Annotated in this window: 17 protein-coding genes; 5 read left to right on the top strand and 12 right to left on the bottom strand. The window is 41.7% G+C overall.

The annotated features are described in order from the left end of the window. Positions 1–309: 309 nt before the first annotated feature. Both CA598_RS23485 and CA598_RS23480 read left to right on the top strand, forming a co-directional pair. The gene (locus CA598_RS23485; RefSeq protein WP_094873792.1) at positions 310–891 is read left to right on the top strand and encodes a TetR/AcrR family transcriptional regulator; all 582 of its coding nucleotides are present in this window, start codon (positions 310–312) and stop codon (positions 889–891) included. 119 nt (positions 892–1010) lie between these two features. Beyond that, positions 1011–1388, top strand: a complete 378-nt coding sequence (locus CA598_RS23480; protein WP_094873794.1) for a PilZ domain-containing protein — start codon at positions 1011–1013, stop codon at positions 1386–1388. A 112-nt stretch (positions 1389–1500) separates the two neighbouring features. On the opposite strand, the gene mnhG is transcribed toward CA598_RS23480, so the two are convergent. The 7 genes from mnhG to CA598_RS23445 form a co-directional block, all read right to left on the bottom strand. Next, the gene (gene mnhG, locus CA598_RS23475; RefSeq protein WP_256990002.1) at positions 1501–1905 is read right to left on the bottom strand and encodes a monovalent cation/H(+) antiporter subunit G; all 405 of its coding nucleotides are present in this window, start codon (positions 1903–1905) and stop codon (positions 1501–1503) included. After that, entirely contained in the window at positions 1880–2173 is a 294-nt protein-coding gene (locus tag CA598_RS23470) for a Na(+)/H(+) antiporter subunit F1 (RefSeq protein ID WP_094873796.1), read from the bottom strand. The genes mnhG and CA598_RS23470 overlap by 26 nt, the downstream gene beginning before the upstream one ends. Continuing rightward, positions 2173–2646, bottom strand: coding sequence for a Na+/H+ antiporter subunit E (locus tag CA598_RS23465; RefSeq protein WP_094873798.1), 474 nt, complete (start codon positions 2644–2646; stop codon positions 2173–2175). The genes CA598_RS23470 and CA598_RS23465 overlap by 1 nt, the downstream gene beginning before the upstream one ends. A 5-nt stretch (positions 2647–2651) precedes the next feature. Continuing rightward, complete coding sequence (locus CA598_RS23460; RefSeq protein WP_094873800.1) at positions 2652–4130, bottom strand: Na+/H+ antiporter subunit D; 1479 nt, start codon at positions 4128–4130, stop codon at positions 2652–2654. After that, a complete protein-coding gene (locus tag CA598_RS23455; RefSeq protein ID WP_076121569.1) occupies positions 4127–4462 on the bottom strand; it encodes a Na(+)/H(+) antiporter subunit C in 336 nt (111 codons plus the stop codon). Before CA598_RS23455 ends, CA598_RS23460 begins: the two co-directional genes overlap by 4 nt. Further along, positions 4462–7326, bottom strand: a complete 2865-nt coding sequence (locus tag CA598_RS23450) for a Na+/H+ antiporter subunit A (protein WP_094878090.1) — start codon at positions 7324–7326, stop codon at positions 4462–4464. Before CA598_RS23450 ends, CA598_RS23455 begins: the two co-directional genes overlap by 1 nt. A 127-nt stretch (positions 7327–7453) precedes the next feature. After that, a complete protein-coding gene (locus CA598_RS23445) occupies positions 7454–8092 on the bottom strand; it encodes a universal stress protein (protein ID WP_231573438.1) in 639 nt (212 codons plus the stop codon). Between the two features lie 292 nt (positions 8093–8384). On the opposite strand from CA598_RS23445, the gene CA598_RS23440 reads away from it, so the two are divergent. Then, positions 8385–8717, top strand: a complete 333-nt coding sequence (locus CA598_RS23440) for an ArsR/SmtB family transcription factor (protein ID WP_094873804.1) — start codon at positions 8385–8387, stop codon at positions 8715–8717. Between the two features lie 18 nt (positions 8718–8735). Next, on the top strand, positions 8736–9269 hold the full coding sequence (locus CA598_RS23435) for an SRPBCC domain-containing protein (protein ID WP_094878077.1): 534 nt from the start codon (positions 8736–8738) through the stop codon (positions 9267–9269). 52 nt (positions 9270–9321) lie between these two features. Here the strand turns inward: CA598_RS23435 and CA598_RS23430 are convergent, their stop codons facing one another. Genes CA598_RS23430 through CA598_RS23410 form a run of 5 tightly spaced genes read right to left on the bottom strand, consistent with a single transcriptional unit; the run spans position 9322 to position 13982 of the window. Continuing rightward, a complete protein-coding gene (locus CA598_RS23430; protein ID WP_094878076.1) occupies positions 9322–10074 on the bottom strand; it encodes an alpha/beta hydrolase in 753 nt (250 codons plus the stop codon). An 8-nt stretch (positions 10075–10082) separates the two neighbouring features. Beyond that, positions 10083–10883 (bottom strand): alpha/beta hydrolase, encoded by an 801-nt coding sequence (locus CA598_RS23425; RefSeq protein WP_179283752.1) that lies wholly within the window; start codon positions 10881–10883, stop codon positions 10083–10085. A 19-nt stretch (positions 10884–10902) separates the two neighbouring features. Continuing rightward, on the bottom strand, positions 10903–11940 hold the full coding sequence (locus tag CA598_RS23420) for a FecCD family ABC transporter permease (protein WP_094878075.1): 1038 nt from the start codon (positions 11938–11940) through the stop codon (positions 10903–10905). Next, positions 11933–12949, bottom strand: coding sequence for a FecCD family ABC transporter permease (locus tag CA598_RS23415; protein ID WP_094878074.1), 1017 nt, complete (start codon positions 12947–12949; stop codon positions 11933–11935). The genes CA598_RS23420 and CA598_RS23415 overlap by 8 nt, the downstream gene beginning before the upstream one ends. A gap of 13 nt (positions 12950–12962) precedes the next feature. Further along, positions 12963–13982, bottom strand: coding sequence for an ABC transporter substrate-binding protein (locus CA598_RS23410; RefSeq protein WP_094878073.1), 1020 nt, complete (start codon positions 13980–13982; stop codon positions 12963–12965). Positions 13983–14242: 260 nt separating this feature from the next. On the opposite strand from CA598_RS23410, the gene CA598_RS33515 reads away from it, so the two are divergent. Then, on the top strand, positions 14243–14326 hold the full coding sequence (locus CA598_RS33515; RefSeq protein ID WP_373455845.1) for a hypothetical protein: 84 nt from the start codon (positions 14243–14245) through the stop codon (positions 14324–14326). Positions 14327–14555: the final 229 nt, after the last annotated feature.

Raw genomic sequence — 14555 nt, 5'->3', positions numbered from 1 at the left:
CCTCCTTGTACTTTTTTAGCTTTTTTGTCTGTTTGATCCACTATAATAGCTTTCGATTCCTCAACAGATTCCCCCAAAATTAACGCCTCCTGAAATTGACTTTTATCAGATTCATAAATTACATACCGATCAGTACGTAAATATATTTGACAAATATAACTCTAAAAAAAGATAACTGTCAAGAGATTAGCTTATAGAACAACAAAAAATTAGATGCAGACGATTTAAAAACCCATTTCTTAATTGACATACTAAGATTCAAACCATAAAATAATATCATACTGTTCGATATGAAAAGAGGGAGTTAGTATGGCTCGACCACGTGAATTTGATGAGGAAAAAGCATTAGATGCTGCTATGAAAGTATTTTGGGAAAAAGGGTTCGAGGCTACCTCTTTAAGCGACCTGACATCAAGAATGGGTATTCAACGGCCTAGCATCTACTCTACCTTCGGAGATAAAAAAGGACTATTTGAAGCTGCGTTGCGGAAATATACGAGTTCTCATGCTGCCTATGTTCGTAACAAGCTTCAAAACAATTCTTCTGTTAAAGAGGCATTCCGTGACTTTTTCGAAAATATAGTGGCAAAAGAATATGGACAAAATCCGAACTGGGGATGCTTTTGCATTAATTCAATGGTTGAACTTTCACCCCACGATGAGAAATTTGAGCTCCTAACAAGAGAACACCAGATGTATCTCTCGGTAATATTTCAAGAAACGATTGATCGAGGTTTGCGCTCAGGTGAGCTTGATCCCGCTATTAACGCAAAGAGTTTAGCGCAGACACTAGTCATATCATTAATTGGACTTACTGTGATCATGAAATCCCGTCCTGAAAGATCATTTGTAGATAATTCTGTAAAAGAAATACTTACATTGTTACGATAAAATCAAAAATCAGGTATGCAGCTTTTGTAACTTCGAATCTTTAAAATGTTTAATAACTCTTCACTAATCCTATTTTCCTGTCGATAATTTATAGTAGATGGAAAAGTATGGAGGAGCATATGAACACTAATCGCAGAACTGAACCTTTTCGATATACCCTTAAAGAACCTGTAACCCTTGATCTTCATATTCTTAGTATTAACGGAATCCAGGTTCCTTCTAAGCCTGTAAGAGCTGTACTGTTCAACATCAGTCGAACAGGCTGCCACTTATCGTTACCCCTCAACATAAATCCAGAGAATAACCTAGTACGGATTGGTATGGAAATGAATCTTACGGATGAATCTATTTACTTAGAAGGAGTTCTAAAATGGAATAGAGAACAGCAGGACTGTTTCCATTACGGTATTCAATTAGACATTCCTGAAGCAGACATTGAGTTTCTTCCAAGGGTGCTACGCAGGCTCGCTGGAGAAGGGAAAATATTGGTTCGTTGAGATGTAAACAAAAGAATAGTACTCCATTAATAAAAAACAAACCCGCGTGTAGATGCGGGTTTGTTATAGTTTTTGCTGCTGTTATTGAAAATCAAGACAATTCCTAACACTTCTACCTTTGTTCTTGAGGTATATCTCCTTCAGGGGTTACTGGTATAACTTGCTCTTTCTCCAGCACCTCTTTTAAATCATCCTGAATTCTCCGGTCCCAGTGAGGAACACCGGAACGATATGCCGCTCTACCTGTTAGGTGGGCGGATAAAGGCGCAGTTATAAACACAAAGACAATTCCTAATAATAGCTTTGCACTAATATGATCCTGAAAAAATGCAAAATATAGAAATGCCCCAACCAAGACACATAAAACACCGAGAGTGGCACTCTTCGCGGCAGCATGCGATCTTAGATATACATCAGGCAGCCGAATCAAACCAATAGCACTTACAGCGCTAAGCAATGCCCCTATAAGAATTAACAAGGCAAACAGCAACTCACCTGTAGTCTTGATCATTTCCATTTTCTAGCACCACTCCCTTTTCGATATATCTGGCAAAGGCTGTCGTTCCGATAAAGGAAAGAATTCCAATCAACAAAATAATTTCTATAAAAGCCTGTGTTTGGAGAAAGACCGATAAAACGGCCACCATGGCTAACAGATTAATTCCGATCGTATCCAGTGCAGCCACGCGGTCAGGCAAGGAAGGTCCCTTCACCAGACGCCAAGCACATACGCCTATTGCTACAGCCATAATAGTAATGGATAACATAAGAATAAAATGGATCATTAGCGGGTCACCTCCAGTATCGCACGCTCAAAGGTATCACGGATATTGGCTCTGAACTGTGCAGGGTCTTCAACATCCATGGCATGAATATACAATGTCCGATTATCATCCGATACTTCAAGTACCACCGATCCAGGCGTTAGGCAGAGCAATGTGATCAATGTAGCCACTTCCCAATCTGATTTCAGCTCTGTAGTATATTTGAGAATAGCTGGACGTATATTAAGCTCTGGTCTTAGAACGGCTTTTACCACTACATAACTAGAAACGATCAGCTCCCGCAGCAGCAACAGGATTAGCTTAAGGATCGCCCACACTTTTCCGAGATATAACCTGGGCCAAAAACGACGCATTCCGAGCAGAATGAGTATACCGAGCAGAAAACCAATGACAAAACGCGGACCAGTCCAGTCATTGTGCAGAAACATCCACAGGAATGCTATCATGAAATTCAATAATAGTTGAAATGCCATAGTATCTACTCCTTCATGACAGCGTTAATGTATAGTGCAGGATCAGCCAGTACAGCTCCGGCTTGGCTGACGTATCCATTTACCGTCTCAGCACCTACACCCATCAGAATTACAATCGCAAACAGAACAGCCGCCGGTGCCATCATAGCTTTATAATGAAGCGGTTTGACTTGTTCTTCCCTTTTCTCGCCACCCCAGAATACCTGCTGGAATACTTTGATCAAGGAATATAACACTACGAAGCTGGATGCGAGTGCAATCAGCGCAAGAGCCACGTGATCCTGTCCAAATCCACTACGTACCATCATAACTTTTCCAGCGAAACCACTAAGAGGCGGAACACCAACCAATGCCAAAGTCAGTACAAAAAACATCCAGCCGGTCCACGGATAACGTCGGATTAAACCACCCATTTCTTTTAAGCGGTCGGTGCCCGATGCCGAGATTATCATCCCGCCCAGGAAAAATAATAATGCCTTGGCAACCATGTCATGCATTAAATAGAACACTACACCATTTAACGAATCCTGAGTCGCGACAGAAATCCCAAAAGCAATAAACCCAACACTGATAATGATATTATAATTAAAAATCCGCCCCAGATCGTTGTAAGCCAGTGCACCGATTGCACCAAGGATCATCGTCGCTCCCGCCATCCAGGCGATCAGTGTATGGGTGAGTCCCGGGTCTTGAATAAAAATCAATGTAAAAGTACGTGTAATTGCATACAACCCTACTTTCGTTAACAAGGCCCCAAACAGTGCTCTAACAGCCACTGGTGGTGCGCTATAAGAATCCGGAAGCCAGAAAAAGAGCAGCAAACCCGCCTTTATCGAAAATACGATCAGCAGCAGAACCGCAATGACGTTCATGACACCGCCTTGTCCCGCTTCCGCTACACGCATAGATAGATGTGCCATATTCAGCGTTCCTGTCGCGGCATATAAATAAGCAAGCGTTGCTACAAACAAAGACGAGGAAATCACGTTAACTAATACATATTTTAACGTCTCTCTCAGTTGACCTTTGGAGCCACCAAGTACAATTAAAGCATACGAGGCAACTAACAGGACCTCAAAACAGACGAACAAGTTAAACAGATCTCCGGTGAGAAAGGAGCCAAACACCCCAGTTAATAGGAAATGGAAAAACGGATAGTAATAAAACCGTTCTCTTTCTTCCCCAATACTCGCGAAGGAAAAAAATAAGCAAGCTGCACCAACGATAGCGCCGATTAACACAAGTAAGGCCGCAAACATATCGGCAACAAACACAATCCCGTATGGCGGAAGCCATCCACCCATATTTAGGGTTTGGATTCCGTTTGTACCTACCTGATACACAATAATTCCAGCAACCAAAATATTTAAAAACACACTGACGGCACTGATCATACGCTGCAGGTCCACTCGTTCTTTTAGAAAAATCAATATCACTGCCGTAAAGGCCGGAATCAGCAGAGGCAGCACTAGCAAGTTGTTCATTGTCTCTCCTCCTTGGTGCCTTCCACATCATCCGTACCCGTCGAACGGTAAGTCCGGTATGCCAAAACAATGAAGAATGCTGTTACTCCAAAACTAATTACAATTGAGGTCAAAATGAGCGCCTGTGGTAACGGGTCTACATATGCCTCTGCTTTTTCACCAAGCAATGGTGGAGCCCCTGTCTTGAGACCCGACATCGTCAGCAGCAGTAAATGAACACCATGGGTAATCAAATTAGTACCCAGTAGGATGCGTAGCAAGCTTTTGGAAAGGACTAGATACACACCTACGGAAAACAATACGCCGATCGCCAAGGCAACAACGAGCTCCATTAGCTATCCCTCCCGATCGTAAGTATGATATTCATAGTGACACCAATAACAGCTAGATAAACACCAAGATCAAAGAACATTGCAGTGGTTAGTTCTGTTTTGCCCATAAGCGGCAATTGGAAATATCCAAACGTTTGGCTCAGAAAGGGTACGCCGAATATAAATGAGCCAACCCCGGTAAGAAAAGCAATCGAAATCCCGATCGCAATTAACTTACGATAATTAATAGGCAGCACCTTCTCAACCATATCCATCCCAAAAGTAATAGCAAGCAGCACCAAACCTGCAGAAGCCATCAAAGCCCCAATAAATCCGCCTCCCGGATTATTATGACCGGCAAAAAACAAAAACAACGAAAATATCAGAATGATAACGAATGCTACTTTAGCTACCGCTTGTAGTAACACATCATCACTTCGAGAATAACGAGGCTTATTATAGGGAACAACCCTCTTCAGTTGGGATGCTGTACCCTCTCCATCCAACTGCAGCTTGATCATGGAATAAATAGCAAGTGAGGCGAGGCCTAGTACTGTTATTTCAAACATAGTATCAAAGCCGCGGAAATCAACGAGCAGAACATTGACAATATTTTTACCGCCACCCAAAGTATAACTATTCTCCACATAATATTTCGAGATGGATTCGAACGGACTACTGCCTAAAGCAGCAAGTGCAACCAATGTCATCGTTACGCCCATCCCGATGGAAATAATTAGTTTAAGGAAATGCGCATGAGGCTTGAGCTTCTCTTTCTCCAGCCTAGGCAAATGCCTGAAACATAGCAGGAACAAGGTAACAGATACCACTTCAACAATCATTTGTGTAAGCGCCAGATCAGGAGCTCTGAACAGAACAAAGAGCAAAGTAACCATATAACCAACCATTCCTGTTAACAAAATGGCTGTTATTCTCGAACGTACAAACGGAATAGCTAAAGCACCTAAAAGCAAAACCATTACAGCAATAACCTCAAACAAAGAAAAAGGAGTATACTCCGTCGTACCAAGTGTAATTCCATCTGAATACCAGACGACACCGCAAATCGTTACGATCAAGAAGGAAAAAATATACATTAAATAATGTCTCATGGAACCAGTCATATAAGAACCAGTCACCCATCTAGACAATTTCTCAACCAGCCGGATTACTCCGTCATAAACTTGATTTAAAGTGTAGCCACTGCCCCATTCTTTATCGACCAGACTTAAGCGGCCATAGATTCGGTATACAGTAATACCAAGAATCACAACACCAAGTGTCATCCATACTTCTGGTGTCCAGCCGTGCCAGAAATGGATATTCACAACAAAAGGTTCCCCGGTCTGCAAGATAGGGTGAATAGCATTCATTGCAGGGATAATAAGTGTATTAGATAAAATATTCGGGAAAAAACCGATAAATATAGACAGCATTGCAAGCAGGCACGGGGCAAGCAGAAGTCCAAATGGGGCTTCATGCGGTTTTTTGTCCAGCTTCTCAGGCTGATATTTTCCGAAAAAGGTGTGGAATACCAAAATCATACTGTATGCAAAAGTAAACACGCTGGCAATCCAGGCCAAAACCGGGAAGAGCGTAAACAACGAGGGAATAGAGAATATATCCAGGTTTCGGATATTCAGAACAGCTGTAAAAAACATCTCTTTACTTAAGAACCCGGAAAATGGCGGCAAACCAGCCATCGAGAAACTGCCGATCATCGCTACCGTAAAGGTAACCGGCATAATGGAAATCAGTCCGCCCAGCTTTCGCAGGTCGCGGGTACCCGTCTCATGGTCAACTATACCGACCATCATAAACAATGAGCCTTTAAAGATAGCATGGTTAATAAGATGAAAGATAGCCGCTGTTGTTGCAGCAGTATAAAAGACAGCTTCTTCCCCTATATAAAATGCCGCTGCCGATCCCATTCCCAGCAATCCCATAATCAGTCCAAGTTGACTAATTGTTGAATAGGCTAATAGAGCCTTCAGGTCCGTCTGCTTCATCGCCTGGATCGAACCATAGATCAAGGTGATCAAACCGACGCCTGACACAATCCAGAACCACTCATATTGCCCCGCAAAAATAGGGCTGAAACGGGCGACAAGATACAATCCAGCTTTAACCATCGTTGCTGAGTGAAGATATGCGCTTACGGGTGTCGGTGCCTCCATGGCATCCGGCAGCCAGATATGGAACGGGAACTGCGCTGATTTGGTAAATGCACCTAATAGAATTAATAGCATCGCTGGAATAAACAACGCATGCCCACTAATATCTCCAACCTCGCTCCAAATTTCCCGAATACTAAAGGTGCCTGTCATCACATACAGCATTAAAAAGCCGGCAAACATCGCTAAACCACCAAATACGGTAATCAACATAGATTTCAAAGCACCATACCGCGATTTTTGCCGCCGATGCCAAAAAGCAATCAACAGAAATGACGAGACACTTGTTAATTCCCAAAAACCGTATAGCACCATCAAGTTATCCGAGAGCACAACGCCAAGCATCGCTCCCATAAACAACATTAAATAAATATAAAAAGGGGTCAACGCTTCTTTTCGCTTGTCTAGATAATAAATCGAATAGATAATTACAAGACTACCCATTCCAGTGATTAACAAAGCGAAGAGTAAACTTAATCCATCCAGATGGAAAACCAAGTCAATCCCTAGGGAAGGAATCCACGAAACGGTTTCATATCCCAAATCCCCTCCCTTAATCACGGGAATCCGGGTTAAAAAATATACAAACAAAGCGAGCGAACCGGGGAAAACAAGCCATCCTCTATGAAGGTTGGATGCTCTCTTGGTCAAAAGTGCGATTACTAAGGCCATCAGAAACGGAACAAGTATGATTACATGCAGCAAAGGCAGTCCTCCTTTTCCACTTGAGCTTATCAAGTTGTGAACTTTAGTACTTACTTTTTTACCAAAAGCCAAAGATCATATGATTGGAAGGGCCCTTAATAATAGGCCCTCATGAAGATAAGGGCACGCCCGATTATAAAGAATCGGTCAATGTGCCATCACAAATATGCAAATATCTAGCCTTTCCATCTTCTTGCTCAATTCTGAATAAACCGTTCTCAAATTCTGTGTGTAATTCGTGAAAGAACTTTCCTTTAAGCGAATATTCTCCCTTGGGTTCATCACTGAGCTGATACTCATCCCCAATTTTGACCAGGTAGGCGATTACACCTTCCTCATGGGTTTCTTCCAACCCGGCGCGCATCCGTTGAACGGCCACGACATGCAGATCCATCATTTTCATTTTACCAATGAGTTCATTGATGAAATTACGTTTGGTAAGCTCCTGCCATCGAGTCTGGGCAGATTGTCCGATGACAATCTGTGTAACCTCATTCTTTTCAGCTACTTCTACAATAATATCAGTTGTTTTACGGCCTTCACGTTTCCGAATGATAAACTCTGCGCCAGCTTCATCGGCAAGACGTTTCCAAACCGTCATATACATTTCTTTGCTCTGATTATATTCATCATTGTCCGAACTATCGACATTTAATACAAACAATGGGGCCCCTATTATTTCAGACAGTTGCACACCACGCCGGATTAAACGCTCCCCATGCGGACCATAATGAACACAAACCATAATTTTTTCATTGTGTATGACCTTCACCCTCCTGTAACATGGCCAAGAAATACAAAAGGAGCCTACTGGCGTTAGGCCCCTTGCGTACATCAAAAACCGATAAGTTATACTTAATTATATCTATTCCTATGTTTTTTGTAAAGTTTAGTGGTTATCATGGAACATTTTTCTTCTTAATGCTTGTACTATGCCCTTCTTTTGAAGTTATCATACAATGAAAATTTTAAATATACCTTTACAGGAATATTCGCATAATGGTATATTGTAATCACGAATAGGAAATACGAATCAATTCAATGAATCGAAGTGATTTTTGTTTATGAATACTAACGTAATGAGTGCCTTAGCTGAGCCTCACCGCATGCAGATCGTTGAACTATTACGCGATAGCCCCCTAACCGTTGGAGAGATCGCGGAAAATCTTCAGCTGCGGCAGCCTCAAGCGTCTAAGCATTTGCGTGTACTCAGTGAAGCGGGGCTTATTGAAGTGCAAGCAGTTGCTAATCGGCGTATTTGCAAGCTCCGACCTGAACCATTTAAGGAAATAGACACTTGGTTAGAATCCTACCGCCATATGTGGGAGGAACGCTACGATCGACTGGATGATTATTTGCAGAAGCTACAAAGCAAGGAATCAGATAAGGAAAAGTAAACGAGGAGGATCTATCCCATGACAAATTCTAACCAAACCAACCACCTAGTACACAAAGTTGAAGGCAGCACACTAATCTTAGAGCGTATTTTTAAAGCTCCACGTGAGCTAGTTTTTAAGGCTTTTTCTGAGGCTGAGCATTTGAAGCATTGGTGGGGGCCTAAAGGTTGGACGATTCCCGTATGTCATGTCGATTTCCGTCCAGGGGGGACTTGGCATTATTGCATGAAATGCGAGGATAAGAATCAGGGTGATTTTTACGGTATGGAGTCATGGGGCAAAGCGCTTTATCGGGAAATTACGTTTCCGGAGCAAATTATTTATACGGACTGGTTCTCAGATGCAGAGGGTAATATTTCGAAAGATCTGCCTGAAACGCTTGTACAACTAGATTTTATCGAGCTGGCTGGTCAAACGAAGCTGGTAAACACCGGTAAATACGCTTCTCCAGAAGCGTTACAACAAGTGATTGATATGGGGATGCTGCCGGGTATCTCTCAAACCTTTGATAATCTGGACGTACATCTTGAGAATTTACAGAAGAGCAACTAAAGCCGTGAAAATAGGACGATGCAAGGATACTCCCTCCTGCTCGTCCTTTTTATCATTTTACGGGAAACAAGAATCGGATGCTATTCGGAAAATATTGTAGGAAAAAGGTGTCATTATGCGTTCCCAGTGGATCTGTCTCAAACTTCACACGATAATCCGCTCCATCTATCTTCTCTTTTAAAAGATTAAAAGCACGTTTGCTATTAGGGACCATGTCCTTCTGTGCATTAGTCTTCTGGATACCTTCCTGTTCACCTACATACATATAAACTTTGCATTCCCGATCTAACCTTGTAATCTCCATGTAATCGATAAAATCTTTAAACCACACAGACGCAGATATGAGTATATAGTTATCAAAAATTGGCTCCGTCCTGTACATCGCATACAGACTTATTAATCCACCTAATGAAACACCGCCTAATGCCAATTTGCCTGGCTCTTGAGAGATGCGATATGCACTTTTAATATATGGAACAAGATTCTGATAGACGTAATCTAAATAGGCATCCCCCTTGCCCCCAAAAGACCAATCCTTAAAAAGAGCAGACATTTCCCAAGGTGTATATTCATCATTACGATGCTGAGAATCAATCCCGATAAAAATAACCGGATCCGTAATCCCCTCTTCCACATCATTTTCTATAGCTGTAATCGATTCTTTGAACAAAAAATCGCCATCCTGTAAGAAAACCGCGGGGAAGCTTCGTTCTGTAAACGATTGATATGCTTTAGGAAGATACACGGTGATTTGTCGCCCCATATGTTCGAAGGTAGTTAGTTCTCCTAACATGATTTTCGTCATCCCCCTCCTTAACTATTCAACAGACGGAACGCTCTACTCATGATGGTCGGCACTACTGACGCGTGGTTTTCATCTGGCGCTACGTAATGCTCAACCTGTAAATTCGGCAAAGAATACTCACACAATTTTGAAAATAATCCTTTAGCATCATCGACCATAAACGCCTCTTCACTGCCCACTGTGATCAACAGCTTTCGTTGCTCGGGTCTTGTCATGTGACCCTGATTGTACCATTGATCCGCATAGGCCAGGATTTCATGATCATTCCACCAAATCGACGGGCTAGAAGCCAAATAATACTGGAATAGCTCCGCACGAGTGAATAGTGTCCATAGGACAAACAAACCGCTTAATGAGTGACCAAACAAGGCTTGCTTTTGTGGATCGACATTATAATTTTTAGCGATCAGCGGCATCAATTCTAACTCTAAAAAAGATAAGAGCTTCTCGGCACCACCATGTGGCCCTAAGTCAGCATTTTTCAAACGATCTGGATATACATACTGCTCCGCAGTAGGCGTGAAATCATAAAATCTTCTTTTAGAAACCTCATCGTCTGAACCATAATGCCCAATACCAATCACGATGGCTGGTGCAATCAAAGTTTTCGGCGCATTTCTGGACTGCAATTTCACGACATCCCGGCCCAATTGAAAATATGAATTCCCATCGAGCATGTAATAGACAGGAAATCCCTTCTCAGGTGCTTCTACTCTCGGAAGTGAGACCTTTATATCATACGTGTAACCCATATACTGAGATTCTAGTTTCCATGATTCTGTGTGTTCGAGTTCAACTTGTGTTGACATATGTGCTGCTCACTCTCCCCTACACTCTAGACTTGGCTAATAAATATAAGAAATAAGGAATGCCAATAATCGAAACGACTATTCCCACAGGTAACTCTGCTGGCTGAAATAATGTTTTGGCAAAATAATCCGAGATCACAAGCAAGAACATCCCAACCACTGCACTGGATAACATAATATAGCGGTGATTAATCCCTACTAATCTTCTAGCGATGTGAGGAGCCATCAATCCTATAAAACCTATAGAACCGGACACAGACACACATACACTTACAATTCCTACACTGCATAACAGAAAGATTAGCTTTTCTTTTTCTACGGAGATTCCCAAGCTTTTTGTGCTGGAATCCTCCAATTGAAAATAATTGAGCAAGTAGCTTTTTCGATACATTACAAATCCTAAAATCAGCACCCAAGGTGTGATCATTATGATATAAGTCCAATTCGCGCTGTAAATACTTCCAACACTCCATACCGCAGCCATTTCGTAATCACTTGCATTCATTTTTAAAGAAAGATACAACGACAACGCCCCAAAACCACTGCTTATCGCGATCCCTGTCAATATCAAACGTTGCATATCAAGTGCACCATTCCGCCAAGAGAAAATAAAGATAACCACAACTGCGGCAAGCCCCCCCACAAAGCCAAAGAGTGGCATGGCTAGTATCGAAAACCAGCTTTCTTTAAAAAAAGTAACCCCTGACATCTGAAAGAAAAACATAAATGCAACGATGGCAGCTCCGGCACCTGCATTAATCCCAAGGATACCTGGATCAGCCAGCCCGTTTCGGGTAATGCCTTGAATGACCGTTCCAGCCATCCCCAGACCTATGCCTACTAATGACGCAATAATGATCCGCGGCAATCGAAATTGAAAAATAACCAGGTCAAATTTAGGATTGGGATGGATTCGCAGCAGCGTTTTTATCACATCCATGACAGACATATCAAATGCGCCATTCGTTAGATGAAAATACCCCGCCACAAGCGTAAGCAGAATAAAAGCTAGTAGCGTCAATAGATAGCGACTATACTGTACTTTCCCTCTATCCACGCTGCTCTCCCCCTTTAACCCGAATTAAATAAAGGAAGAACGGGATGCCAATAAAGGCGGTCACAACGCCAATTGGCGTTTCAAACGGAAAGTTAATATACCGGCTTAAGACATCACAAAATGCTAAAAAAACAGCTCCAATGACTGCTGAGCAAGGAATGATGAAACGATAGTCGATACCAACTATAAAACGTGTAATATGAGGAATGATTAGACCAACAAAGGCAATCTTACCTACTAAGGCCACTGCTGTTCCGGTCAGACATATAACAGCTAAAATACTGATGATTTTCACCCATTTTGTCCGTTGACCCAAGCTAATTGCTGTTTCATCCCCTAGGGAGGCAACCATTACAGATTTAGAAATACTAACCGCCAAGAGCAGACCAACGATTATAAAGGGAATGGACAATATTAGCATATCTGGATTTACAGTATGTATTTTTGAGCTATACCAAATGCTAACATTTTGTGAGACTTGAAAAAACATCGCTACTGCTGAGGCAATACTACTTAAAAATGTACCAATTACAGTACCAATAATGGCTAGTCTGACTGGAGATAAGCCGTTTTTGACCAATGAGCCAAATCCGAAAACCAACCCCGCTCCGATAGCAGAACCCACCATGGATAAAAGAATCATATGAACATTCGATAATCCAGGATAAAACACCATAGCCAACGTAATAACAAATGCCGATCCGTCATTTACTCCCATAATCGATGGTGATGCAAGATAATTCCGTGTAACGCCTTGCATTAATGCCCCTGAAACAGCCAGGGCCGCTCCAACTAATAAAGCGGCGATTACACGCGGTAATCTAGATGTCATAATAATGTTGTGGTCCACATTATTTGCGTCGAAGTGTGTAATCGCCTGCCAGATTGTTGCTATTCCAATATCCTTAACACCATATAAGACGGATACAACCATTGCTAATACGATGAATAATGGAGAAGTTGATAGGATCAATATAACTTTCCAATTTTTTGTATTCATCTTATTCATCGCACCTTCAGTTTTACTTCAACAGGTTTTCAATTGCAGTATCCAAGAATCTTACTTTTGACCAAGCCGTACCACCTTGCGCCAAAGGATCAATTGCATTTACAAAGACATGATTGTTTTTGACTGCATTCACGCTTTTGAAGATCGGATTCTTAAGTAAATCATCAAGTGCTGTTGCATTATCCGTATTCTCACTGGTCTCAAACTGCAAGAAAATATAGTCCGGATTAATTTCCGCTAAAGCTTCTAGTGAAAGCTCAGCTTGAGCTTTAGTAGTTGTTATTACTTCGGGAATGGTAGCACCTAAATCTTCGTAAATAACCGGATTTAGATAAACACCAGCAGGATATACACACATGCTGCCCTGACGAATACGGATCACAAGAATGGATTTATCTTTCAGTTTTTCTCCAATCTCAGCCTTTGCACCCGCGGCTTTAGATTCATAATCGCTAATAATCTTTTCCGCATCTGCTGACTTACCGTATAATTGACCTAATAAGCGCAAGTTATCTTTCCAGTTTGTTGAGATATGAGAATAAGGAATCATCGTTTGAATTTTATTAAGCGCACCCGACACATCTTCACCAAACTTGGAAGACCCTAAAATAACATCTGGATCTAGCTGCAAGATCGCCTCATTGCTCGGAGCAAATTTATCCCCCACTAAAGATGCACCAGCTAATTCAGTTGACAGATAACCTGGAATGGCATTTGCTATTGCAAGTACGCCTACAGGTTTCACTCCTAGGATTGCAGCATCTTCCATAGATTCCAGACTTGCAGCTACGATATTGTGAATCTCTGCAGGTACTACATAATCCTTACCTAGATATGTAATGGTTTGTTCAGTGGCAACTGTCTCTGCTGCCGCCGCATTTCCTTTGTTATTTGCATTTCCCTCTGTTGCTACTGCAGCATTATTTCCACTTTTTTCTGAAGCCGCGTTGTCCTTTGCATCGTTCCCACAAGCTGCCAAACTCAAAGCTAATACTGCTGATACCCCTGCTAATAAAACTTTTTTCTGATTCATTTTCTATCTCCCCATCTATATTTTTTTATCATTCCTTAATTCTAAGCAATGATAATGAGAATCGTTATCATATTAAATCATATGAGAATAATTATCAATACCTTTCTTTAAATAGTTGAAATTTTGTAAAATGTCAGATCAGTATAAAGGGAGAAATTCCCGCAGGTGACGTAATTGTTAAAAAAGAAAATGGAGCTGGCGGTGCATCCTTGTCACATGTACTGCATCTAATGCAGGTTGGTCTTCAAGAGGCGTAAGCTCTGACAGAGCTTGTCGAGCTAGATGCACTCTCTGTCGGAGTTCGGAATAAGTTTCGTAAACAGTTGGATCTGCCAATGGCCTAGACTCTACCGTCCTATTAAGAACACCGAAGGCGTTTATACTTGCTATAATAGAATTTTTGAAATTTCTAGATTGCGGAAAAATGTGAAATGAACTCAAGGGATGGGCCAATATTCACTGTTGCTATAGGGAGCCCTTTTTTTGATTAAGCACACGCCTCTTTGGGATGACGGACCGAGCGGATCTTAAATCCTTAGAATACATGTTTTAGTCGAGCTTACGGACAAATGT

It is taken from the genome of Paenibacillus sp. VTT E-133291, assembly GCF_002264395.1.
Lineage (GTDB): Bacteria > Bacillota > Bacilli > Paenibacillales > Paenibacillaceae > Paenibacillus_AQ > Paenibacillus_AQ nitricinens.
The sequence above is the reverse complement of the archived record's forward strand: the minus strand, read 5'-3'. Positions and strand labels throughout refer to the sequence as shown.

What these genes read in the sequence shown, in the direction of transcription:
- CA598_RS23410 (WP_094878073.1), bottom strand. Translation starts at nt 13,982, where the DNA reads ATGAATCAGAAAAAAGTTTTATTAGCAGGGGTATCAGCAGTATTAGCT.
- CA598_RS23430 (WP_094878076.1), bottom strand. Translation starts at nt 10,074, where the DNA reads ATGACGAAAATCATGTTAGGAGAACTAACTACCTTCGAACATATGGGG.
- CA598_RS23455 (WP_076121569.1), bottom strand. Translation starts at nt 4,462, where the DNA reads ATGGAGCTCGTTGTTGCCTTGGCGATCGGCGTATTGTTTTCCGTAGGT.
- CA598_RS23485 (WP_094873792.1), top strand. Translation starts at nt 310, where the DNA reads ATGGCTCGACCACGTGAATTTGATGAGGAAAAAGCATTAGATGCTGCT.
- CA598_RS23460 (WP_094873800.1), bottom strand. Translation starts at nt 4,130, where the DNA reads ATGAACAACTTGCTAGTGCTGCCTCTGCTGATTCCGGCCTTTACGGCA.
- CA598_RS23435 (WP_094878077.1), top strand. Translation starts at nt 8,736, where the DNA reads ATGACAAATTCTAACCAAACCAACCACCTAGTACACAAAGTTGAAGGC.
- CA598_RS23465 (WP_094873798.1), bottom strand. Translation starts at nt 2,646, where the DNA reads ATGGCATTTCAACTATTATTGAATTTCATGATAGCATTCCTGTGGATG.
- mnhG (WP_256990002.1), bottom strand. Translation starts at nt 1,905, where the DNA reads ATGGAAATGATCAAGACTACAGGTGAGTTGCTGTTTGCCTTGTTAATT.
- CA598_RS23470 (WP_094873796.1), bottom strand. Translation starts at nt 2,173, where the DNA reads ATGATCCATTTTATTCTTATGTTATCCATTACTATTATGGCTGTAGCA.
- CA598_RS23440 (WP_094873804.1), top strand. Translation starts at nt 8,385, where the DNA reads ATGAATACTAACGTAATGAGTGCCTTAGCTGAGCCTCACCGCATGCAG.
- CA598_RS23480 (WP_094873794.1), top strand. Translation starts at nt 1,011, where the DNA reads ATGAACACTAATCGCAGAACTGAACCTTTTCGATATACCCTTAAAGAA.
- CA598_RS23415 (WP_094878074.1), bottom strand. Translation starts at nt 12,949, where the DNA reads ATGAATAAGATGAATACAAAAAATTGGAAAGTTATATTGATCCTATCA.
- CA598_RS23425 (WP_179283752.1), bottom strand. Translation starts at nt 10,883, where the DNA reads ATGTCAACACAAGTTGAACTCGAACACACAGAATCATGGAAACTAGAA.